At 55.8% G+C, this 21719-nt stretch carries 15 protein-coding genes; 10 read left to right on the top strand and 5 right to left on the bottom strand.

Translation table 11 applies throughout. The features are described from left to right. Positions 1–112 precede the first annotated feature (112 nt). The 6 genes from D4100_RS20805 (at position 113) to D4100_RS20830 (ending at position 6913) form a co-directional block, all read left to right on the top strand. Positions 113–1099, top strand: coding sequence for an autoinducer 2 ABC transporter substrate-binding protein (locus D4100_RS20805; protein WP_065506745.1), 987 nt, complete (start codon positions 113–115; stop codon positions 1097–1099). A gap of 118 nt (positions 1100–1217) precedes the next feature. Continuing rightward, on the top strand, positions 1218–2726 hold the full coding sequence (locus tag D4100_RS20810; RefSeq protein ID WP_119805153.1) for a sugar ABC transporter ATP-binding protein: 1509 nt from the start codon (positions 1218–1220) through the stop codon (positions 2724–2726). Next, positions 2719–3708, top strand: a complete 990-nt coding sequence (locus D4100_RS20815) for an ABC transporter permease (RefSeq protein WP_004951557.1) — start codon at positions 2719–2721, stop codon at positions 3706–3708. Before D4100_RS20810 ends, D4100_RS20815 begins: the two co-directional genes overlap by 8 nt. 1 nt (position 3709) lies before the next feature. Then, positions 3710–4663 (top strand): ABC transporter permease, encoded by a 954-nt coding sequence (locus D4100_RS20820; protein ID WP_065506747.1) that lies wholly within the window; start codon positions 3710–3712, stop codon positions 4661–4663. Between the two features lie 13 nt (positions 4664–4676). After that, the gene (locus D4100_RS20825; protein ID WP_065506748.1) at positions 4677–6314 is read left to right on the top strand and encodes an FGGY-family carbohydrate kinase; all 1638 of its coding nucleotides are present in this window, start codon (positions 4677–4679) and stop codon (positions 6312–6314) included. Then, the gene (locus tag D4100_RS20830; RefSeq protein WP_119805154.1) at positions 6314–6913 is read left to right on the top strand and encodes a KpsF/GutQ family sugar-phosphate isomerase; all 600 of its coding nucleotides are present in this window, start codon (positions 6314–6316) and stop codon (positions 6911–6913) included. Before D4100_RS20825 ends, D4100_RS20830 begins: the two co-directional genes overlap by 1 nt. A gap of 35 nt (positions 6914–6948) precedes the next feature. On the opposite strand, the gene rsmJ is transcribed toward D4100_RS20830, so the two are convergent. From rsmJ to D4100_RS20855, 5 genes are all read right to left on the bottom strand, one after another. Next, positions 6949–7719: a 16S rRNA (guanine(1516)-N(2))-methyltransferase RsmJ gene (rsmJ, locus tag D4100_RS20835; protein ID WP_119805155.1), complete on the bottom strand. Its 771-nt coding sequence runs from the start codon at positions 7717–7719 to the stop codon at positions 6949–6951. Continuing rightward, a complete protein-coding gene (gene prlC / locus D4100_RS20840) occupies positions 7703–9745 on the bottom strand; it encodes an oligopeptidase A (RefSeq protein ID WP_119805156.1) in 2043 nt (680 codons plus the stop codon). The genes rsmJ and prlC overlap by 17 nt, the downstream gene beginning before the upstream one ends. Before the next feature lie 120 nt (positions 9746–9865). Beyond that, a complete protein-coding gene (locus D4100_RS20845; RefSeq protein WP_065506752.1) occupies positions 9866–10327 on the bottom strand; it encodes an HIT family protein in 462 nt (153 codons plus the stop codon). A 17-nt stretch (positions 10328–10344) separates the two neighbouring features. Further along, complete coding sequence (locus D4100_RS20850) at positions 10345–10749, bottom strand: ASCH domain-containing protein (protein ID WP_119805157.1); 405 nt, start codon at positions 10747–10749, stop codon at positions 10345–10347. A gap of 353 nt (positions 10750–11102) precedes the next feature. Beyond that, positions 11103–12551, bottom strand: coding sequence for a toll/interleukin-1 receptor domain-containing protein (locus D4100_RS20855; protein WP_158586349.1), 1449 nt, complete (start codon positions 12549–12551; stop codon positions 11103–11105). Positions 12552–12909: 358 nt separating this feature from the next. On the opposite strand from D4100_RS20855, the gene D4100_RS20860 reads away from it, so the two are divergent. The 4 genes from D4100_RS20860 (at position 12910) to D4100_RS20875 (ending at position 21435) form a co-directional block, all read left to right on the top strand. Then, positions 12910–13752 (top strand): 23S rRNA (adenine(2030)-N(6))-methyltransferase RlmJ, encoded by an 843-nt coding sequence (locus D4100_RS20860; RefSeq protein ID WP_006328702.1) that lies wholly within the window; start codon positions 12910–12912, stop codon positions 13750–13752. Between the two features lie 254 nt (positions 13753–14006). Next, the gene (gorA, locus tag D4100_RS20865) at positions 14007–15359 is read left to right on the top strand and encodes a glutathione-disulfide reductase (RefSeq protein ID WP_006328703.1); all 1353 of its coding nucleotides are present in this window, start codon (positions 14007–14009) and stop codon (positions 15357–15359) included. A 528-nt stretch (positions 15360–15887) separates the two neighbouring features. Continuing rightward, entirely contained in the window at positions 15888–17543 is a 1656-nt protein-coding gene (locus D4100_RS20870; RefSeq protein ID WP_119805159.1) for a ShlB/FhaC/HecB family hemolysin secretion/activation protein, read from the top strand. Positions 17544–17604: 61 nt separating this feature from the next. Then, positions 17605–21435, top strand: coding sequence for a two-partner secretion domain-containing protein (locus tag D4100_RS20875; protein ID WP_119805160.1), 3831 nt, complete (start codon positions 17605–17607; stop codon positions 21433–21435). The last annotated feature ends 284 nt before the right edge of the window (positions 21436–21719 follow it).

Here is a 21719-nt window from a genome sequence, read left to right on the forward strand (position 1 = left end):
AATGTGCGTGGATCACATTTCCCCAACTTCGGTTACGCCCCCTCTTCCATTCCTTTGTAATCTGCACTGGTGGAAAAACAGCCACCCCTACAGATAAAAAAGGTACAGCGAAATGAAATTTAACCTCGCATTATTAAATGCATGTGTGGTTTCTGCGTGCATGTTATCGACAACACCTGCTTTTGCCGCTGAAAAGTACGAGATCGCCGTGGTTGCCAAAGTGACCGGCATTCCCTGGTTCAACCGTATGGAAGTGGGCGTAAACGACGCGGCCAAAAAGCTCGACGTCAACGCTTACCAAACCGGGCCTTCCACCCCAGACCCGGCCGCACAGGTCAAAGTGATTGAAGACCTGATCGCCAAAAACGTTAACGCCATCATCGTGGTGCCAAACGACGCCAAGGTGCTGGAACCGGTGCTGAAAAAAGCGCGCGAAAAAGGCATCGTGGTACTGACCCATGAATCCCCGGATCAGCAGATCGGCCAGTGGGACATCGAAACCATCGACAGCGAGAAGTATGCGCAGGCCAACGTTGATGAGCTGGCGAAAGACATGGGCGGCAAAGGCGGCTACGCCATTTACGTCGGCTCGCTGACCGTGCCGCTGCACAACGCCTGGGCCGATTCCGCCATCAAGTACCAAAAGGCGAAATATCCGGACATGTTCGAAGTCACTTCGCGCCTGCCGGTGGCGGAAAGCATCGATAAATCCTACGCCACCACGCTGGACTTGATGAAAACCTACCCGCAGATGAAAGGCATTATCGGTTTTGGCTCCCTCGGCCCGATCGGTGCCGGCCAGGCGGTCGCCAAGAAGCGCGCCAAGGACAAAATCGCCGTAGTGGGCATCGCCATGCCGGCGCAGGCCGCCCCTTACCTGATGCGCGGCGATATCAAGAAAGCGCTGTTGTGGGATCCGAAAGACGCCGGCTATGCGCTGGTGACGGTGGCCGACCAACTGTTGCAGGGCAAGGAAGTGACCAAAGACTTGTCGATCGAAGGGCTGGGTAAAGCCGACGTCGATATGGATAAAAAAGTGATTCGGTTTAATAAAATTCTTGAAGTGACCAAAGATAATGCCAAATCGCTAGGATTTTAATCCTACCCGTTTCACACGGGTATGACCTATTACGCCACACCGGGAAAGTTATCCAATAACCTAAGGCGCAGCGCCTGCTGCGACCTTAGGATAATAAAAACCTGCATAGGTTAACGCTATGACCGCTTCCACCACATCCACCGCATTTATCACCCTGGAGAATATCAGTAAAGAATTCCCAGGCGTGCTGGCACTGGACCAGATCAACCTGACGCTGAATATCGGCGAAGTGCATTGCCTGGCCGGGCAAAATGGCTGCGGCAAAAGCACCATTATTAAAATTATTTCCGGGGTTTATCAGCCGGAAAAAGGCGCCAATATTTTGCTGGAAGGCAAACTCTTTCATTCCCTGACGCCACAGCTCTCCGGCCATTACGGTATTCAGGTGATTTATCAGGATCTGTCGTTATTCCCCAATCTGACGGTGGCGGAAAATATCGCCATTCATCGCTATCTGCCCGGCGGCCATTTCTGGGTACGCAAGCAGGTGATGCGCCAGATGGCGCTGGACGCCATGGCGCGCGTCGGGGTGCATATCGATCCCGATAAAAAAGTCGAAAAACTGTCGATTGCCGATCGCCAACTGGTGGCGATTTGCCGCGCCATTGCCGCCGAAGCGCGGCTGGTGATTATGGACGAGCCTACCGCATCGCTGACGCGTCAGGAGGTCAACGGCCTGCTGCGGGTGGTCAACGAGCTGAAAGCGGCGGGCATCTGTGTGGTATTCGTCAGCCACCGCCTGGATGAAGTGATGGAAGTCGCCGACCGTATTAGCGTAATGCGCGACGGCAAGCTGGTCGGCACTTACCCGGCAAGCCAGCTCGACAGCCACGAATTGGCGTTCCTGATGACGGGCCAACGCTTCCACTACAGCCAGCTGCCGGCACGCCCGCCAGCCGATACCGCCCCGCTGCTCGAGGTCCGCAACCTCAACCGCCGCGGCAAATACCGGGACATCAACCTTTCACTGCGCGGCGGCGAAATAGTCTCGATCGTCGGGCTGCTCGGCGCAGGCCGCACCGAGCTGTGCCTCAGCCTGTTCGGTATGACGCGCCCGGACAGCGGCGAAATCAAAATCGACGGCCAACCGGTGCGGCTGCACAACAACCGCGACGCGGTGCGCCACGGCATCGGCTACGTGTCGGAAGATCGTCTGACCCAGGGGTTGATCATGGAACAGTCGATCTACGACAACACCATCGTCACGGTGTTTGATCAACTGCATACCCCGCTTGGGTTGCTGGATCACACCAAGGCGACCGAACTGGTCAACCGGCTGATCCGTGACCTGAACATCAAGGTGTCCGACAGCGCTTTGCCGGTCAAAACCCTGTCCGGGGGCAACGCCCAGCGTATCGCCATCGCCAAGTGGGTAGCGACCCGGCCGAAGATCCTGATCCTCGACTCGCCCACCGTCGGGGTAGATATCGCCAACAAAGAAGGGATCTACCAGATCGCCAAAGATCTGGCCGAACTCGGCATGGCGGTGTTGATGATCTGCGACGAGATCCCGGAAGCCTATTACAACAGCCATCGGGTAATGGTGATGCGCAAAGGCGAACTGATCGCCGAGTTTTCGCCGCACCACAGCACCGAACAACAGATCGCCGAGGTGGTGAATGGATAAGTCATTACTGGCCCGCCTGGCTGGCCGGCACGAGTTTTACCTGGGCCTGCTGGTGTTGCTGCTGGCCATTGGCCTGAGCGCCGGCACCAGCGAATTCCTGACGCTCGGCAACCTGACCGACGTCGCCACCAGCTACGCCATTCTCGGCATTCTCGCCTGCGGCCTGTTTGTGGTGCTGATTGCCGGTGGTATCGACATTTCGTTCCCGGCTATTACCGCCATCGCCCAGTACGTGATGGCTACCTGGGTTATCCAGCACGGCGGCGGCTTCCCTTTGGCATTCGTGCTGGCGATGGGCGTCGGCCTGTTGCTCGGGCTGGTGAACGGTTTTCTGGTGTACTGGCTGAAGGTGCCGGCCATCATCATCACCATCGCCACCCTGAACCTGTTCTATGGCCTGCTGGTGTACGCCACCAACGGCACCTGGTTGTACGGTTTCCCGGACTGGTTTATGGACGGCATCAACTGGTTCTCGTTCCAGGGCGCCGATGGCTACGACTACGGCCTGACGCTGCCGCTGCTGTGCCTGCTGGCGGTGGTGATCGTCACCGGCGTGCTGATGAACTTTACCCGCCTCGGCCGCCAGATCTTCGCCATGGGCGGCAACCGCGATGCGGCGTCGCGCCTGGGGTTGAACCTGCTGCGGCTGCACTTCTACGTTTATGGCTACATGGGTATTCTGGCCGGTATCGCTGCGGTGGTTCAGGCGCAAATCACCCAGTCGGTAGCGCCCAACTCGCTGCTCGGCTTTGAGCTGACGGTGCTGGCGGCGGTGGTGCTCGGCGGCACCAGCATGACCGGCGGCCGCGGCTCGCTGACCGGCACGCTGCTTGGCGTCGTGTTGCTGGCGTTCCTGCAAAACGGCCTGACGCTGCTGAGCGTGTCGGCTTACTGGCACCAGGTGTTCAGCGGCGCGATCATTTTGATCAGCATCAGCAGCACCGCCTGGAATGAAAAACGCAAGCTGGCCAAGGAGCTATGACATGAATTCGTTAACTCGCCTGATCCCGAACGATCGGATCATCCGCCTGCAAAGCGCGATCATCATCGCCGTGGCGCTGCTGTTTGCCGGGCTGCTCGGATCGCGTTTCTTCAGCGTCGGCAACTTCCAGTCGATCGCCTCGCAGTTGCCGATCCTCGGCATGCTGGCACTCGGAATGGGCATTACCATGCTGACCGGCGGCATTAATCTGTCGATTATCGCCGGTGCCAACGCCTGCTCACTGGTGATGGCGGCGATTATCGTCAGCCATCCGGATCAACCGCTGTTTTTAGCGCTGGCGCTGCTGGCCGGGCTGCTGGTCGCGGTCGCCATCGGCGCGCTCAACGGCGTGCTGGTCGCCTGGATCGGCGTTTCGCCGATTCTCGCCTCGCTCGGCACCATGACGCTGATCACCGGCCTGAATATCCTGCTGTCCAACGGCGCGGTGATCTCCGGCTTTCCGGCAGTGATTCAGTACCTCGGCAACGGCAGCCTGCTCGGCATTCCGGTGGCGCTGCTGCTGTTCCTGCTGGTGGCCGTCGGCCTGTGGCTGCTGCTGGAGCACACCACGCTGGGCCGCAGTTTGTACCTGATCGGCTCCAACGAGCAGGCCACCCGTTTTAGCGGGGTCAATACCGCCCGGGTGCAGATCGCGGTGTATATCCTGTCGGCCTTGCTCGGCTGGGGCGCAGCGCTATTGATGATGGCCAAGTTCAACTCGGCCAAGGCGGGTTACGGCGAATCCTACCTGCTGGTGACCATTCTGGCCTCGGTGCTGGGCGGCATTAATCCGGACGGCGGTTTTGGCCGGGTGCTTGGCCTGGTGCTGGCGCTGATTGTGCTGCAAATGCTGGAAAGCGGCCTCAACCTGCTGGGCGTCAGCAGCTATCTGACCATGGCCCTGTGGGGCGGTGTGCTGATCCTGTTTATCGCATTACAGAATCGAAAAGCCTGACTGGAGAAGAATAATGGCGAGTTATTTTATTGGCGTAGATGTAGGCACCGGAAGCGCACGCGCAGGGGTATTCGATCTCAACGGCCGCATGGTCGGGCAGGCCAGCCGGCCCATCGATTTGTACCGCCCGAAGGCGGACTTTGTCGAACAGTCTTCGGACAATATCTGGCAAGCGGTGTGCAGCGCAGTGCGCGATGCGGTCAACCAGGCCGATATCAACCCGATTCAGGTCAAAGGGCTGGGGTTCGACGCCACCTGTTCGCTGGTGGTGCTGGATAAAGAAGGCCAGCCGCTGACCGTCAGCCCGTCCGGCCGCACCGAGCAGAACATCATCGTGTGGATGGATCACCGGGCGATCGTTCAGGCCGAGCGCATCAACGCCACCAAACACCGGGTGCTGGACTTCGTCGGCGGGATCATCTCGCCGGAGATGCAAACCCCTAAAATGCTGTGGCTGAAGCAGCATATGCCGACCACCTGGGCCAATGCCGGTTACCTGTTTGACCTGCCGGATTTCCTCACCTGGCGCGCCACCCAGGATGCCACCCGTTCGCTGTGTTCGACGGTGTGCAAATGGACTTACCTCGGCCATGAGCAGCGCTGGGACAAAAGTTATTTCAAACAGATTGGGCTGGAAGACGTGCTGGAACACGACGCCGCCAAGATCGGCAGCGACGTAAAAATGATGGGCGAACCGCTGGGCCACGGCCTGACGCAACGCGCCGCCGGCGAGATGGGCCTGATTGCCGGCACGGCGGTCAGCGTGTCGATCATCGACGCGCATGCCGGTACCCTCGGTACTCTGGGGGCCACCGGGGTTTCCGGTGAAGTGGCGGACTTTAACCGCCGCGTCGCGCTGATCGGCGGCACTTCTACCGGCCATATGGCGATGTCGCGCACCGCGCGCTTTATCGGCGGTGTGTGGGGGCCGTATTACTCGGCAATTCTGCCGGAATACTGGCTGAACGAAGGCGGCCAGTCCGCTACCGGCGCGCTGATTGACCACGTAATCCAGTCTCATCCGTGCTATCAGGATCTGCTGGCGCAGGCGAAGACCCAGGGGCAGACCATTTATGAGGTGCTGAACGCCCTGTTGCGCCGCATGGCCGGCGAACCGGAAGACATCGCTTTCCTGACCCAGGATATTCACATGCTGCCGTATTTCCACGGCAACCGTTCGCCACGCGCCAACCCGACGCTGACCGGTACTCTGACCGGGCTGAAACTGTCGCGCACCCCGGAGGACATGGCGCTGCACTATCTGGCGACCATCCAGGCGATCGCGCTCGGTACCCGCCATATTATCGAAACCATGAACCACAGCGGCTACAGCATAGATACCATTATGGCCAGCGGCGGCGGCACCAAGAACCCGATCTTCGTGCAAGAGCATGCCAACGCCACCGGCTGCGCCATGCTGCTGCCGGAGGAGAGCGAAGCGATGCTGCTGGGCGGCGCGATGATGGGTACCGTGGCGGCGGGCGTGTTCGACACACTGCCGGAAGCGATGAGCGCCATGAGCCGCATAGGTAAAACCGTCACGCCACAGACCAACAAAATAAAAAGCTATTACGACCGCAAATACCGCGTGTTCCATGAGCTGTATAACGACCATATGAAATACCGCCGGCTGATGCAGGAGGAAGCCTGATGCAGCAGGAATGGCAGCGAGCGACTGAAGCCTGGGCCATTTACAGCCGCGAACTGGCGCAACTTGGCCAACGCATCGACGCGCCCACCTGGCAACGGCTGCTGACGCTGCTGGCGGCGTGCAAGGGCAAGATTGTGGTCACCGGCGTCGGCACCTCCGGCATTGCGGCGCGCAAGATTGCCCATATGCTGGCCTGCGTGGAACGGCCGGCGATCTACCTGAACGCCACCGACGCGGCACACGGCGATTTGGGCTTTCTGCGCGGCGATGATCTGATGATTTTGATTTCGCGCGGCGGCAATTCCGACGAGCTGACTCGCCTGCTGCCGACGCTGCAGGCCAAAGGCGTGCCCTTGATTGGCGTGACGGAAAACCCGCATTCGGCGATCGCCCATGCGGCGCAGCTGGTGATCCGCACCGGGGTGGAAAACGAGATAGATCCGCTAAATATGCTGGCAACTACGTCTATCGTGCTGGTATTGGCGATTTTCGATGCCGCCTGCGCCTGCCTGATGGAGCGCAGCGGTTACAGCAAAGAAACCCTGCTGGCGGTACATCCGGGAGGTGACGTCGGGAAAAGCCTGCGCGAGCAGGAATAACAGCGGGACGAAGACTTTCGCCCCATGGGAATAGCTTACAACGGCATATAAATATCGAAGCGGTGGCTTTTGGTCAGGCTGGCCGCGTGTGCAGGCACGTTGGCCAACGGCGGGGCGTAATCCGGCCGCTTCACCACCACCCGCTTGGTCGCCAGCCGACGCGCAGGCTCCAGCAGGCCGTCGGCGTCGTCATCGCTGCCCACCAGCGACTGAAATACCCGCATCTCTTTCTTCACCAGCGCGCTTTTTTGCTTGTGCGGATACATAGGATCGAGATACACCACTTCGGGCCGCGGATCGAGGCCGGTCAGCGCGGTCAGGCTGGAGGCATGCAGCAGCGTCAAACGCTCACGCAGCCACGGGCCGATTTCCGCATCCTGATAGCCGCGTTGCAGGCCGTCATCCAACAGCGCCGCCACCACCGGATTGCGTTCCAGCATCCGCACCTTGCAGCCCAGCGAAGCCAGCACAAAGGCATCACGCCCCAGCCCGGCCGTCGCGTCCACTACCTCCGGCAGATAATTGCCCTTGATGCCGACCGCCTTCGCCACCGCCTCACCGCGCCCGCCGCCGAAACGGCGCCGATGCGCCAGGGTGCCGGAAACGAAATCGACGTAAATCGCGCCCAGTTTGGGTTCGTCGCGTTTGCGCAGCTCCAGCCGCTGCGGCGTCAACACCAGCGCCATCGGCGCGTCGTCATCCGACGTTAACTGCCAGCGCTCCGCCAGAATAGACAAGGCGCCGGGATCGGCGCCTTCTTCACACAATAAACACACGCTCACCGGTGGGTTATCCTTTAATGCCATAATGGCGCAGCATAGCATCCAGCTGCGGCTCACGGCCACGGAAGCGTTTGAACAGTTCCATCGGCTCTTCCGAACCGCCGCGCGACAGGATGTTGTCGAGGAAGGATTTGCCGGTTTCGGCGTTGAAAATCCCCTCTTCCTCAAAGCGCGAGTAGGCATCGGCAGACAGCACTTCCGCCCACAGATAGCTGTAGTAACCCGCCGCGTAACCGCCGGCAAAGATATGGCTGAAGGCGTGCGGGAAGCGGCCCCAGCTCGGTGAAGGCACCACCGCCACCATTTTCTTCACTTCCGCCAGCGTCGGCAGGATTTGCGCGCCTTTTTCCGGGCTGTATTCGGCGTGCATGCGGAAATCGAACAGGCCGAACTCCAGCTGACGCAGGATAAACAGCGCCGCCTGGTAGTTTTTGGCCGCCAGCAGCTTGTCGAGCATCTCTTTCGGCAGCGGCTCGCCGCTCTGATAATGGCCGGAGATAAAGGCCAGCGCTTCCGGTTCCCAGCACCAGTTTTCCATAAACTGGCTCGGCAGCTCGACCGCATCCCACGGCACGCCGCTGATGCCGGAGACGCCGGCGGTATCGATTTGGGTCAGCATATGGTGCAGACCGTGGCCGAACTCATGGAACAGCGTAGTCACTTCGTTATGGGTGAACAGCGCCGGTTTGTCGCCCAGCGGGCGGTTGAAGTTGCAGGTCAGGTAAGCGACCGGTTTTTGCAGCGAACCGTCGGCCTTGCGCAGGCTGCCGACGCAGTCGTCCATCCAGGCGCCGCCACGTTTGTTTTCACGCGCATACAGATCAAGGTAGAAGCTGCCGCGCAGTTCGCCGTCGGCATCGAACAGGTCAAAGAAACGCACTTCAGGATGCCAGGTATCCACATCCTTGCGTTCTTTGGCGGTAATGCCGTAAATGCGTTTCACCACTTCGAACAGCCCTTCTGCCACGCGCTGTTCAGGGAAGTACGGGCGCAGCTGTTCGTCGCTGATGGAGAACAGGTGCTGTTTTTGTTTTTCGCCGTAATAGGTGATGTCCCAGGCTTCCAGCTCATCCACGCCGTAATGCTGTTTGGCGAAGGCGCGCAGTTGCGCCAGTTCCTTCTCGGCCTGCGGCCGGGCGCGCTTGGCCAGATCGCTCAGGAAACCGAGCACCTGCTCCGGGTTTTCCGCCATTTTGGTCGCCAGCGATTTGTCGGCATAGCTGGCAAAGCCCAGCAGTTCAGCCAGTTCGTGGCGCAGCGCCAGCGTTTCCGCCATCACTTCGCTGTTGTCCCATTTGCCGGCGTTCGGCCCCTGATCGGAAGCGCGGGTCGCGAAGGCGCGGTACATTTCTTCACGCAGCGCAGGGTTATCGCCGTAGGTCAGCACCGGCAGGTAGCTCGGCATATCCAGCGTCAGCAGCCAGCCATCCTGCTCTTTGGCCTGCGCCATCGCCTGGGCCTGTGCCAGCGCGCTTTCCGGCAGGCCGCTCAGCTCGGCTTCGTCGGTAATCAGTTTGCTCCAGCCCATAGTCGCGTCGAGCACATTGTTGCTGTAGGTGGAACCCAGCTCGGACAGGCGCGCGACGATCTCGCCGTAGCGCGCCTGTTTTTCCGGCGACAGACCAATGCCCGACAGTTCGAAATCACGCAGCGCGTTTTCCACCGACTTGCGCTGTGGTGCAGTCAGTTGGTTGAAGGCTTCGCCCTCTTTCAGGCTGCGATACGCCTGGTACAGCCCCTCATGCTGGCCCACCCAGGTGCCGTATTCAGACAGCAGCGGCAGCGCCTGTTCGTAGGCGGCACGCAGCTCCGGGCTGTTTTTGACCGAATTCAGGTGCCCGACCGGCGACCAGATGCGCGACAGGCGATCGTCCGACTCCGCCAGCGGCTGACACAGATTATCCCAGGTGAACGGCCCCGGCTGCGCGACCACGCGCTCTACCGCAGCGCGGCAATCGGCCAACGCGGATTGCACCGCAGGCACGATATCTTCAGGGCGAATGGCGGAAAACGGCGGCAGGGAAAACGGTGTCAGCAACGGATTTGTCATAGGGCAGTCCTGATTAGCGTTGGGGCCCGCCGCAGCGGGCAGGCCTTAAAATGCGAATGAATATCTAACATGGAGCCAAGCAGCGGGAAAATCAATGGCCGGGCGTTGATAGATAGTGCCTTAAACTGTGCTCTGGCGGATTTTCGCCGCCAATTCCGCCAGATGCTTATCGTCGGCGCGCGCGGCATCGTGCGAGGAAAGATAACCCTCGTAACGATCGAAAAACTTGGTCGATTTGGATTCTATCGGCTGCCATTGAGCCAACCCGGCGGTGCCGTGCATCGGGATCAGCTTGGCATGCACGTGATCGACGCCAAAGCCTTCGAACACCATACCGCAGCGGCCGACGTCGTCGAATGCCCGGTCGAGCAATTGCGCCACCCGCTTGGTCGCCAGCATCAGTTCGCTGAGCGCCTCGTCCGGCAGCGCAAAGGCGTAGCTGTCAAAATGCGCCTTGGGGATCACCACGCTGAAACCTTCGGTATTCGGGTAAATGGACAGAAACGCCATATGCGCGTCGTCCTCCCAGATTTTATGGCACGGCACTTTGCCTGCCACCATGTCGCAAAAGATGCAGCTCATCGTCGCTCCTTATCTGATCAAATCGCCTCTACCAATTCAAACTCTTCAAACACCAGCCACATATCCGGTGCGAAGCTGCCTTCACGGCTGAAAAAAGCCCGGTGCCCCTGCTGCCAGAACGCCAGGCTTTTATCCCCTTCACCCTCTTTGGCCGCCATCTCGGCGATGACGTCACAGTAGCGGATCAGCCGCAGGGAGAGCGTTCTGATCACGCAGGCGGGTTCCCCACGCCCATCAAGGATGACGCTATAATCGCCCAGCATAGGCGACTTCTCTTGCCGGTAACTGGCATAAGAACCGCAGGTCGCCGTTTTATCCCCGCTCAGCACCCGCTGCAGCAGTTCATTGGCCAACTCGGGCCCATCGCCGAATGCCCAACGCGCAGCGTCGGGGTAGCGGTCCAAAATCGCGTTTTCGCTCATCGTCTTATCGCTCCCTTTAATTACCTGCGGCAACGCAGTTCAGTTTTTCCCTGCCAGACAGTTTATACTGTGCAGATTATAAGCCTTCATTCTGTTCAGCATGCTCCGCAGGAGCACAAGGAATTACCACCAGCCATGTTAAGTTACCGCCACAAACACAATAAAAACATAACCAATTTATTTTTATTGATAACTACAGTAATTTCACTATAAATAGTCAATTTAGTGATCCACCACATGATCTACGTAATGAAGAAAACAAAACTCCTGACATATCCGCGAATGATACCCACAGCAGAATTACACTCTGCCGCGGTATCACTGAAAGAAATGTTCTTAATTGAAAATACGAATTATTTTATAGTATCCCAACCCTCTATATTCAGCATACTAGAATAAGACATATTCCTAAATCCTCCGCCAAAACCGCGATTATCTAGTAACGTAAGACCATTCATTATGCTTTCTTTTAATTCTTTTTTATTATCAAAACCGGTTAATTTTAATAGCTTCATGAAATTTTTGTGTTGCGCAGCTCTAATGAAGAAAGGAAATTTCGCTGGATATGACGCATAATTCAGGGTTTGAGGATACCAAAGAGCCATTGGTTTAATAAGCATAAACATTGTGGATATCAAATCAGCCTGTATTATATCACTGAATTTCAAGTCATCTCTATTAGCATTGATTTTCATTAACTCTGCCATAGTGGAATTTAATCTCCGTCCCGGCGGGGCTAGCTTTTCCTGAAGGAAATCAGATTGATAATATAGCTCTTCGAAACCACAAAAATCGACGTTATTATATGAAGATGTGTCTGGAAGTTTATAATGAGAAGTAAATACATCATGGGCAGTCGAAAAATTCTCACATTTAATCAAGGCTGCCACGATATAAAGGAAACATTCATATGTGAATGCCCTGTGAGCATGAAAGTAAACATCATTCCATGAATTCATTTCAGCAGGTCTAGAACTTAGTTCCATGAGTTTTTCAAGCGTGTAAAGCAGACTATCAGAAAAATCATCTTTATTATATTTTGCCTCCATCAGACACCAGTCCACAAGTAAGTTTCTTGCTATTACTAGTTGCTTGAAGTCATCAATCACCTTTTGAGCAAAATCTTCTTCTTTAGTCGGAGCGACCCTAACTCTTAATGAATCTACAAACTGGAAACATGAATCTAAAAAATCATCTCTGTATATTGAAATAGCCACTTTATCTGATAATAAAGCACTTTTTAATGTTCTTAATTTTGCATCCATTCCATAAGTATTTTTTGTCTCTTTTACATTAAGATAAGCTGGCCTTTGTCCCAATGCTGGCTTAACCAATTCTGGTTGTCCATAGAGTAACCTGACAAAACGTTCCCAATTGGAATTTTCTTTTTCTGGGCTTGAAAAATCCAAATAAATACGGCTTTTTAAAAAAACAGGAGTGCAGGCATTGTTATTTTCATCCAACTCATAGATTAGTGGAATAAACTTAGATTGCGAAACTTTAGAATATATTTCTTGCGAAATTATTTGAGACTCAGTACCAACACCAGCCCTCCTCTCATTTGCTTTGTCAGAATAACTTTTGTCGCAAATAACTAATACGTGACTTACAGTTTCATCAGTAACCATTTTTTCCATAAAATGATACTTGTCATCACCTTCCTTCAAGTCATAGAGGTCTACAATCGAATCGATACCGTCAGCAGCCAGACGCTGAACCAATCCTTCAATTTTTTCTTGTCGGGACTGACCGTCCCAGCAGTATGATATAAATACTTTTGGACTTTTAGCGCCATCTTTCATAATACTTCCCTTAAGGTTTTTTAAGACAAATAAATGAATAACATAAAGCATCTTCGCCAGTTTTTTATATTAACAGTTAAATTTATCTAACCAACCTCTCATTTTTATCGTTGTTTCCTGTGGACTACGTGCGAAAATAAGTGAACCTTACGCGCAATGCTATCCCCGCCACGCCTGCCCGCTTCGTAGGTCGCTTAGTGCCCCGCTTTGACAGTAAATCTCCGATTTTCGGGCGCGGGGCTATTGGTTCTTGAGATTGCTTTCAACTTTTCCCTGCCAGACAGTTTATACTGTGCAGATTATAAGCCTTCATTCTGTTCAGCATGCTCCGCAGGAGCACAAGGAATTACCACCAGCCATGTTAAGTTACCGCCACAGTTTCCACGCCGGCAACCACGCCGACGTGCTCAAGCACACCGTTCAGAGCCTGATCATTGAATCGCTGAAAGAAAAAGACAAACCTTTCCTGTACCTGGATACCCACTCCGGCGCAGGGCGCTATCAGCTGAGCGGTGAGCACGCCGAACGCACCGGGGAATACCTGGAAGGCATCGGCCTGCTGTGGCAACGTGACGATCTGCCGGAAGAGCTGGCGGCTTACATGAGCGTGATACGCAACTTTAACCGCACCGACAGGCTGCGTTACTACCCTGGCTCCCCACTGATTGCCCGTCAGTTGCTGCGCCCGCAGGATAAAATCCACCTGACCGAGCTGCACCCGAGCGATTTCCCGCTGCTGCGCAGCGAGTTCCAGAAAGACGAACGCGCCAAGGTGCAACGTGCCGACGGTTACCAGCAGTTGAAATCCCAGTTGCCGCCGCTGTCGCGCCGCGGGTTGATCCTGATGGACCCACCGTACGAGATGAAAACCGATTATCAGGACGTGATCAAAGGCTTGCAGGAAGGCTATAAACGCTTTGCCACCGGCACTTACGCGCTGTGGTATCCGGTGGTGATGCGCCAGCAGATCAAACGCATGCTCAAAGAGCTGGAAGCCACCGGCATCCGCAATATTTTGCAGATCGAACTGGCGGTAAGGCCCGACAGCGATCAGCGCGGTATGACCGCCTCCGGTATGATCGTGATTAACCCGCCGTGGAAGCTGGAACAGCAGATGAAGAACGTGTTGCCGTGGCTGCACAAAACGCTGGTGCCGTCGGGCAATGGCCACCAGTTGGTGAACTGGGTGGTGCCGGAATAAGCCCCCCGGGCGCGGTACGCCGCGCCTTTATACCCTATAGCTTTCAAGTTGCAGCTAGGCGGCCAACTCGCTCATCCCCAGGCGCTTACTTAAGTAAGTAACTGGGGTGAGCGAGTGCAGATAACAACGCTGCAACTTGAAAGATGACGGGTATACCCCACCTATCGCAACCATCGACGCAACCTTTGCGACAAACCCGTATCAGGCGTTAAACTCTTACCCTCTTCGATTCACACAATTCATGGAAATCCCAGATGACCAAACATTACGATTATCTAGCAATTGGCGGCGGCAGCGGCGGCATCGCATCGATCAACCGGGCAGCCATGTATGGCCAGAAATGCGCACTGATTGAAGCCAAGGAACTGGGCGGCACCTGCGTAAACGTGGGTTGTGTACCGAAAAAAGTCATGTGGCACGCGGCGCAGATCGCCGAGGCCATCCACCTGTACGGCCCGGATTACGGCTTCGATACCACCGTCAACGCCTTTGACTGGAAGAAACTGGTCGCCAACCGCACCGCTTATATCGACCGTATCCATAATTCCTACGACAACGTGCTGGGCAAAAACAAAGTCGACGTGATTAAAGGTTTCGCGCGCTTTATCGACGCCCACACGGTGGAAGTGAACGGCGAGAAGATCACCGCCGACCATATCCTGATCGCCACCGGCGGCCGCCCGAGCCACCCTGATATTCCAGGCGCCGAATACGGTATCGATTCAGACGGCTTCTTCGAGCTGGATGCGATGCCAAAACGCGTTGCGGTGGTCGGCGCGGGCTATATCGCGGTGGAGATCGCCGGCGTGATGAACGCACTGGGGGCCGAAACCCACCTGTTCGTGCGTAAACACGCACCGCTGCGCACCTTCGATCCGATGATTGTCGAAACCCTGGTGGAAGTGATGAACACCGAAGGGCCAAGCCTGCACACCGAATCCGTGCCGAAAGCCATCGTCAAGAACGCCGACGGCAGCCTGACGCTGCAACTGGAAAACGGCAAGGAATTCACCGTCGACAGCCTGGTGTGGGCGATTGGCCGCGAACCGGCGACCGATAACCTGAACCTGAGCGTTACCGGGGTGAAAACCAACGAAAATGGTTATATCGACGTCGATAAATACCAGAACACCAGCGTAAAAGGCATTTACGCGGTGGGCGACAACACCGGCGCGGTTGAACTGACCCCGGTCGCGGTCGCCGCCGGCCGCCGCCTGTCCGAACGCCTGTTCAACAACAAGCCGGAAGAGCACCTGGATTACAGCAACATCGCCACCGTGGTGTTCAGCCACCCGCCGATCGGCACTATCGGGCTGACCGAGCCGGAAGCTATCGAGAAATTCGGCGCCGACAGCGTGAAAGTGTATAAGTCTTCCTTCACCGCCATGTACAGCGCCGTGACGCAGCACCGCCAACCGTGCCGCATGAAGCTGGTGTGCGTGGGTAAAGAAGAGAAGATTGTCGGCCTGCACGGCATCGGCCTGGGTATGGACGAGATCCTGCAAGGCTTCGCCGTCGCCATCAAGATGGGCGCTACCAAGAAAGACTTCGACAATACCGTGGCGATCCACCCGACCGCAGCGGAAGAGTTCGTTACCATGCGTTGATTTGCCTGCCCGGCGTGCAATGTCGCTGGGCAAAGGGCAACAAAAAGGTCAGGTGCCTCAGGGCCCTGACCTTTTTTATATTTGGCGATTATCAAAATCCCCCCTCTGTATTGATTTGCGGGTACTCCCAATGGTGACTCAGGTGCGGACGCAGAGACATCCTCTCTCGCTTAACAGCGTGCTTATGACCTTGGGGAAATTAAAAATAGTGTCTGAAATGGCAATATCACTAAATAACCTGTAAACAATCATACTTCAACTGTATATACGTCATTAATATCAAATTATAAATACATGCTTTATATATCCCATCAAATAAAAACCGCCCCACTGACCGTTTGACAGCATAAAAATCTGCACCCGATCTCTTTTCCGGCCATAACCCCCTTTGTTTCTAACTTTTTAACTTACTATTTTTAACCGAATGGCTTACTGATATTTTGTATAGGCCATTATTGCACCCCAGTTCAACACAGCGGAATGATTACGTTTTTAGCAATCACAATTAAAAAATAAGCACCCTGCCCTATGAAAAGAACTTATTTAGCCTTGGCGATAATTTTACTATCGCACGAATCCCTCTCGGCCATCCCTAATGCCGGCCAGGTTATGCGCGATATTGAACATGAGCGCCCAACCTTGCCGGCCCCGGCAGAGTTAACCCCTAAATTAAAAAGCACTCATGGGGAAAATATAAACCACGGGGATAATAACGTACCTAAAATACTCGTTCATGGATTTTACATTGAAGGCAATAGCGTTTTAAAAACATCAGACTTGCTTAATAAGCTGAAAATTTTTAACGGCAGAAAGCTCTCGCTGCGAGATCTCCAGGATGCCGCTCAGGTTATCACGCGCTATTACCAGGAGAAGGGTTACGTCTTGGCCAAGGCTTATTTACCCAAACAAGATGTCACTGAGGGGTGGATCCGTATCCGCATTGTCGAAGGGCACTTTGGCAAACTGCACCTGAATAACCGCACGCGCGTTAGCGCAAACCTGCTGCAAAACGCTTTCGCCGGGATAAAAAGCGGCGAGGTGATCTCGGATGCCGCGCTTGAGCGCGGGTTATTGCTGTTAAGCGACATTCCCGGCATTGAGGTTAACAACACCTTGCGCCCCGGCGGCCAACCCGGAACGGCTGACTTGCTGGTGGACGCCGCTCCGGCCCCCTTATTCAATGGATCTCTAACGGCCGACAACTTCGGCGATCGTTATACCGGGGAATATCGGCTCGGGGGCAATATCTCTCTGAATAACCCGCTTGGCCTCGGTGACCAGGCAAGCTTGCGCCTGTTGGGCAGTAATAAGCATCAACAATATTACCGTGCAGCCTACGACCTTCCGGTGAATGCCGGCCCGGTTCGCGTTGGCGCCGCCTATTCGCGGATGAGCTATCGCCTGGGGGAAGATTTTGCCGTGCTTGACGCCCATGGGCGAGCAGAGATTACCAGTGTATATGCTTCCTACCCGGTCATTCGCGCGCGCCTGTTTAACCTGTCGGTGCAACTGCAGTATGAAGACAAGACGCTGCGCGACGATATCGACCTGTTTGAAAAGCGCAGTAAGAAAAATGTCGGTTTAACCACCTTAGCCCTGAACCTCAATAATCAGGATCGCTGGTTCGGTGGCGGGCAAAGCGCGCTGTCTATCAGCTATGGGTTAGGAAGATTAAATATCGGCGATGAGCAGGATCGCCTCTGGGATGAATACAGCGCCAAGACGTTGGGGCGCTTTAGCAAAGTCAATATTAATGCGCTGCGTCTGCAAAACCTCGGGGATCGTTTCCAGTGGATGACGCAAATCAATGCGCAATGGGCATCAAGCAATTTGGACTCCTCGGAAAAATTCAGCCTGGGCGGCCCTTATGGCGTCCGGGCTTATGACGCCGGCAGCGGCAACGGCGATGAAGGCATCCAGCTCAGCACAGAGCTTCGCTACGCCGTAATGCCCGGCTGGCAATTGAGCACCTTTTTCGATCAGGGTGCAGTCCGGATCAATAAACACCCTTGGTCAGCCGAGAATAACACCGCCCGCCTGACATCCGTCGGAGCCGGTATCACGTGGTTTGGCCGCCAACAGCAAATCAACCTCACCACGGCATGGCCAATCGCACAAGAAAACACGGCCGCCCCCCCCACGCATACACCCAGAGTTTGGCTCCAGACATCCTGGAATTTTTGATTGTCTGGACTGAAACCCGCACTGCTCGGGAAGCAGCGCTTTATTAAACAAGGAAATAATAATGAATAAAATCTACGCATTGGTATGGAACCCCGCACAAGAGTGCTGGAACGTGGTCAGCGAAAACAGCAGCCGCCGCGGCAAACGCAGCAGCAAGCGCCGGCTGGCGGTGGCGCTGTCGCTGCTGGGCCTGGCGGCGTTGGAGCCTGCCTATGCCCTGCCGACCGGGCAGAATATCGTTGCCGGCCAGGGCTCTGTCTCTACTAACGGCCAGCAGATGACCATCAATCAGCAAAGCGACAAGCTGATCACGCAGTGGGACGGTTTCAGCGTCGGCGCCAATGAAGGCGTGAAGTTCAACCAGCCGGGCAGCAACTCGGTGGCGCTGAACCGTGTCGTGGGTGTTAATGGCAGCGATATCCAGGGGAAAATCGACGCCAACGGCAAAGTGTTCCTGGTGAACCCGAACGGCGTGGTGTTCGGCAAGAACGCCCAGGTGAACGTCGGTGGGTTGGTGGCCTCGACGCGTGACATCAGCAACGACGATTTCCTGGCGGGGAAAAACCGCTTCGTCGGCCAATCCCAGGCGGAAGTGCGTAACGAGGGTACCCTGACCGCCGCCCAGTCAGGCAGCGTGGCGCTGCTGGGCGCCCGCGTCGACAACCAGGGCATTATTCAGGCGAAGATGGGTAGCATCGCGCTGGGTGCCGGCGATGACATCACGCTGAACTTCGACGGCGACAAGCTGCTGAACCTGCAGGTAGACGGCGCGGCGGTGAATGCGCTGGTGCAAAACGGCGGCTTGCTGAAAGCCGACGGCGGCCAGGTGCTGATGACCGCCAAAGCGGCCAGCAATGTGCTGCAGAACGTGGTGAACAACCAGGGTAACATTGAAGCCACCACGCTGAACAACCAGGCCGGGCGCATCCTGTTGGATGGCGGCAATAACGGCATAGTGAATGTTGACGGGCGCATGGACGCCAGTGCGGCGGCGGGCAACGGTGGCCTGATCGAAACCCGCGGCGCGACGGTGAAGGTACAAAACGCGGCGCAAATTACCACGCGTGCGGCTAAGGGCGTTACCGGAAACTGGAAACTCAGTACCGCCAATGTTGACGTCACCTCAACGCCGTCTTCCAATAACGGTAACGGCATTAGCTCGGGCGGATCCATCAACTCCGGCGGTTCAATTAACGGCGGTGTTGTCATTGGCTCTTCAGTGGGTTCCGGTGGTTCCATCAACTCCGGCGGCTCCATCAATGGCGGCATCGTCATTGGCTCTTCGGTAGGCGCGGGCGGTTCAATCAATGGCGGCACCGTCATTGGCTCTTCAGTGGGACCGGGCGGATCCATCAATTCCGGCGGTACCATTAATGGCAACGTTATTATCAATTCTTCGGTTGCATCCGGTGGAACCATTAACGGCGGCATAGTCATTAACAACTCGCCTTTCTCATCTTCCGTTTCAGGGACAGTGGAAGGTGCAACCCTCGCCAATAACCTGGCTAACACCAATATCGAGCTGGCAAGCACCCAAGGATCGCTTTCCGTGTCTGATGCCGTTACCTGGAATAGCGGTAACGCATTAACGCTGAAGGCTGAGAATTCATCGATCAATATCAATAAAGCCTTAACCGCTACCGGCGACAACGCCAGGGTCGTGATCGACACCAAGCAAAATATCAACCTGAACGACAACATCACGCTGAGCGGCGCAAAGAGTGGCTTAACCTTGAACTCTGGCACAGGTTATACCCTCGCAGACAAGGCAGCCGTTACCCTTTCGGGCAAAAATGCAGCCTTCAACGCCAATGGCAATGCTTATCAGGTGATCCAAACCGCGGAGCTGCTGCAAAACGTTAACCGCGATCTGAAAGGCCGCTATGTACTGGGGAATAAAATCGCCGGGAATGGCAACTTTGCGCCGATCGGTAAAGACAGCGCATTCAGCGGCACCTTAGATGGCCTTGGGAATACCGTCAGTGGTTTAACCATCACTCACGCCGGGCCTAATGTGGGGTTATTTGGCGTTTCAACGGGCAGCATCAGCAATATGAAGCTGACTTCCCTTACGGTTAACAGTACCGGCAGCGGTGCCAAAGTGGGTTCTCTGGTCGGCCTGAACCAGGGCAGCATTACCAATATTCAAGCCAACGACATCAAGGTAAATAATGGTTCGCAGGTGGGCGGCCTGGTGGGCGTTAACGATAACGGCACAATATCTGGCGCAAAGGTTTCAGGCACCATCGCCGGTAATGGCAACACTCTGGCCATCGGCGGCCTGGTCGGCAGCAACCTTGGGCTAGAAGCTAAAGTCATTAATAGTCTGGCTGATGCCACTGTTAAGGGGACAATGCATGACAGCGCCAATGTGGGCGGCGTGGGCGGTTTAGCCGGCGTTAACGACGGCGGCGTGATTGCCAACTCGACCAGCCGAGGCACCGTCGCCACCTCCGGGGCTAACCTGAGCGTGGGCGGCCTGGTAGGTTATAGCAACGGCAGCATCGTCAACGCCGTCTCTGAAAGCCAGGTTACAGGCAATAAAGGGAGCTATGTCGGCGGATTGGTGGGGCTTAACCTGAGCGATATTATCAATTCCAACGCCCGCGGAGATGTCAACAGCACCGGGGCAAGCGCGGCCGGCGGATTGGTCGGGTGGAATTTAAGCGGTAAGGTGCTGAATGCCTGGTCAGGCGGCAAGGTAACGGATATCGGCGGCCGTGCTATTGGCGGGCTGGTTGGGCAGAACAGTTTTGGCGCCCTGACGAACGTCCAATCCAAAGGCACCACTACCGGCGGGGATAATAGCCAGGTTGGCGGCATTGTGGGGACCAACGACGGCGGTACCATTATGAATGCAAGCGCCTATGCTCAGGTTACCGGCGCAAACAAAGCGAGCGTTGGTGGCCTGGTGGGCCATAACGCCAGTGGGACGCTCACCAATGCTTATGCCTATGGGAATGTTGCTGCAGGTGCCACCGGCAATGTTGGCGGGTTAGTCGGCCATAACGCCAATGGGACGCTGAACAATACTTATGCCTATGGGGCGGTTTCAGCAGGCAAAGCCGGCAATGTTGGCGGACTGGTCGGCGTTAATGATACCGGCGTGATTATGAACTCGCGGGCAACCGGTAAAGTCGTGGCTACCGGCAGCACAACCAGCGGTGGTTTGGTGGGGCATAACATCGCGGGGAGATTAACCAATGTTTCCGCGGCAGGTATGGTCAGCGATCTGTACGGCACCCATAACGGCGGGCTGGTTGGCAATAACGACCAAGGCACCATTGAAAACTCCAATTCAACCGGAAGCGTGACCGCCGGGGCAAACGGCCGCGTTGGTGGGCTGGCAGGCGCCAATAATGGCGGTGTGATCCGCAATTCCTATGCCAATGGCTACGTTTCTGCGGGCGATAACAGCTACACAGGTGGCCTGGTTGGGTTTAACAATGGAGAAATCGTCTCCGCCAGTAGCAGAGCGAACGTTAGCGCAGGCGCAAATAGCCTGGTGGGCGGGCTGGTTGGGCTCAGCGATAACACCCCACAAGGCAAAATCACGTCATCCTGGGCAAACGGCAACGTCAGAGGGGGCAATAGCAGCCGTGTCGGTGGCCTGGTAGGCCAAAATAATGGCACCATCGCCTCTTCCTCTGCCTATGGCGCTGTCAGTGGCGGTACCAATGCCTTCCTCGGCGGTTTGGTGGGGTTGAATACCTGGAAAATCCTGCAGTCCTCTGCCAGCGGCAGAATTGACAGGCTCGCAAGCAATGCCGGCCAGGTTTACGGCGGTTTCGTGGGATACAACTACGGCCATCTGCAAAATAACTGGGTGTACGGCGCTGCTGCGCAAATTCAATCGATAGGTGTTAACCATAAACCGGGAGTAGAAGAGTAACAGCAACCCGGCAGGCAACACGCCTGCCGGTTTTTTTACCTTGGGTTACCCATAAAAATCAGCCTGTACGAACATCCCCCTTCTACAAAAACACAAGGTATGTGTTCTCGCTGCCAATAAAGACGAGATATACCCCGTTATTGATGACTAACGCTGACGCTATACCCAGTGTTAACCCACAACATTCTGTAGCAGCACCAGACGAAAATACCTATCAGCGATACGTTGTCTATGCCCCAGCGGCCGGCAATGGCATCTATAGACAATCAAGCAATCACTATGGG

This window comes from Serratia inhibens, assembly GCF_003591175.1.
Classification (GTDB): Bacteria; Pseudomonadota; Gammaproteobacteria; order Enterobacterales; family Enterobacteriaceae; genus Serratia; species Serratia inhibens.

What these genes read in the sequence shown, in the direction of transcription:
- D4100_RS20805 (WP_065506745.1), top strand. Translation starts at nt 113, where the DNA reads ATGAAATTTAACCTCGCATTATTAAATGCATGTGTGGTTTCTGCGTGC.
- D4100_RS20810 (WP_119805153.1), top strand. Translation starts at nt 1,218, where the DNA reads ATGACCGCTTCCACCACATCCACCGCATTTATCACCCTGGAGAATATC.
- D4100_RS20815 (WP_004951557.1), top strand. Translation starts at nt 2,719, where the DNA reads ATGGATAAGTCATTACTGGCCCGCCTGGCTGGCCGGCACGAGTTTTAC.
- D4100_RS20820 (WP_065506747.1), top strand. Translation starts at nt 3,710, where the DNA reads ATGAATTCGTTAACTCGCCTGATCCCGAACGATCGGATCATCCGCCTG.
- D4100_RS20825 (WP_065506748.1), top strand. Translation starts at nt 4,677, where the DNA reads ATGGCGAGTTATTTTATTGGCGTAGATGTAGGCACCGGAAGCGCACGC.
- D4100_RS20830 (WP_119805154.1), top strand. Translation starts at nt 6,314, where the DNA reads ATGCAGCAGGAATGGCAGCGAGCGACTGAAGCCTGGGCCATTTACAGC.
- rsmJ (WP_119805155.1), bottom strand. Translation starts at nt 7,719, where the DNA reads ATGGCATTAAAGGATAACCCACCGGTGAGCGTGTGTTTATTGTGTGAA.
- prlC (WP_119805156.1), bottom strand. Translation starts at nt 9,745, where the DNA reads ATGACAAATCCGTTGCTGACACCGTTTTCCCTGCCGCCGTTTTCCGCC.
- D4100_RS20845 (WP_065506752.1), bottom strand. Translation starts at nt 10,327, where the DNA reads ATGAGCTGCATCTTTTGCGACATGGTGGCAGGCAAAGTGCCGTGCCAT.
- D4100_RS20850 (WP_119805157.1), bottom strand. Translation starts at nt 10,749, where the DNA reads ATGAGCGAAAACGCGATTTTGGACCGCTACCCCGACGCTGCGCGTTGG.
- D4100_RS20855 (WP_158586349.1), bottom strand. Translation starts at nt 12,551, where the DNA reads ATGAAAGATGGCGCTAAAAGTCCAAAAGTATTTATATCATACTGCTGG.
- D4100_RS20860 (WP_006328702.1), top strand. Translation starts at nt 12,910, where the DNA reads ATGTTAAGTTACCGCCACAGTTTCCACGCCGGCAACCACGCCGACGTG.
- gorA (WP_006328703.1), top strand. Translation starts at nt 14,007, where the DNA reads ATGACCAAACATTACGATTATCTAGCAATTGGCGGCGGCAGCGGCGGC.
- D4100_RS20870 (WP_119805159.1), top strand. Translation starts at nt 15,888, where the DNA reads ATGAAAAGAACTTATTTAGCCTTGGCGATAATTTTACTATCGCACGAA.
- D4100_RS20875 (WP_119805160.1), top strand. Translation starts at nt 17,605, where the DNA reads ATGAATAAAATCTACGCATTGGTATGGAACCCCGCACAAGAGTGCTGG.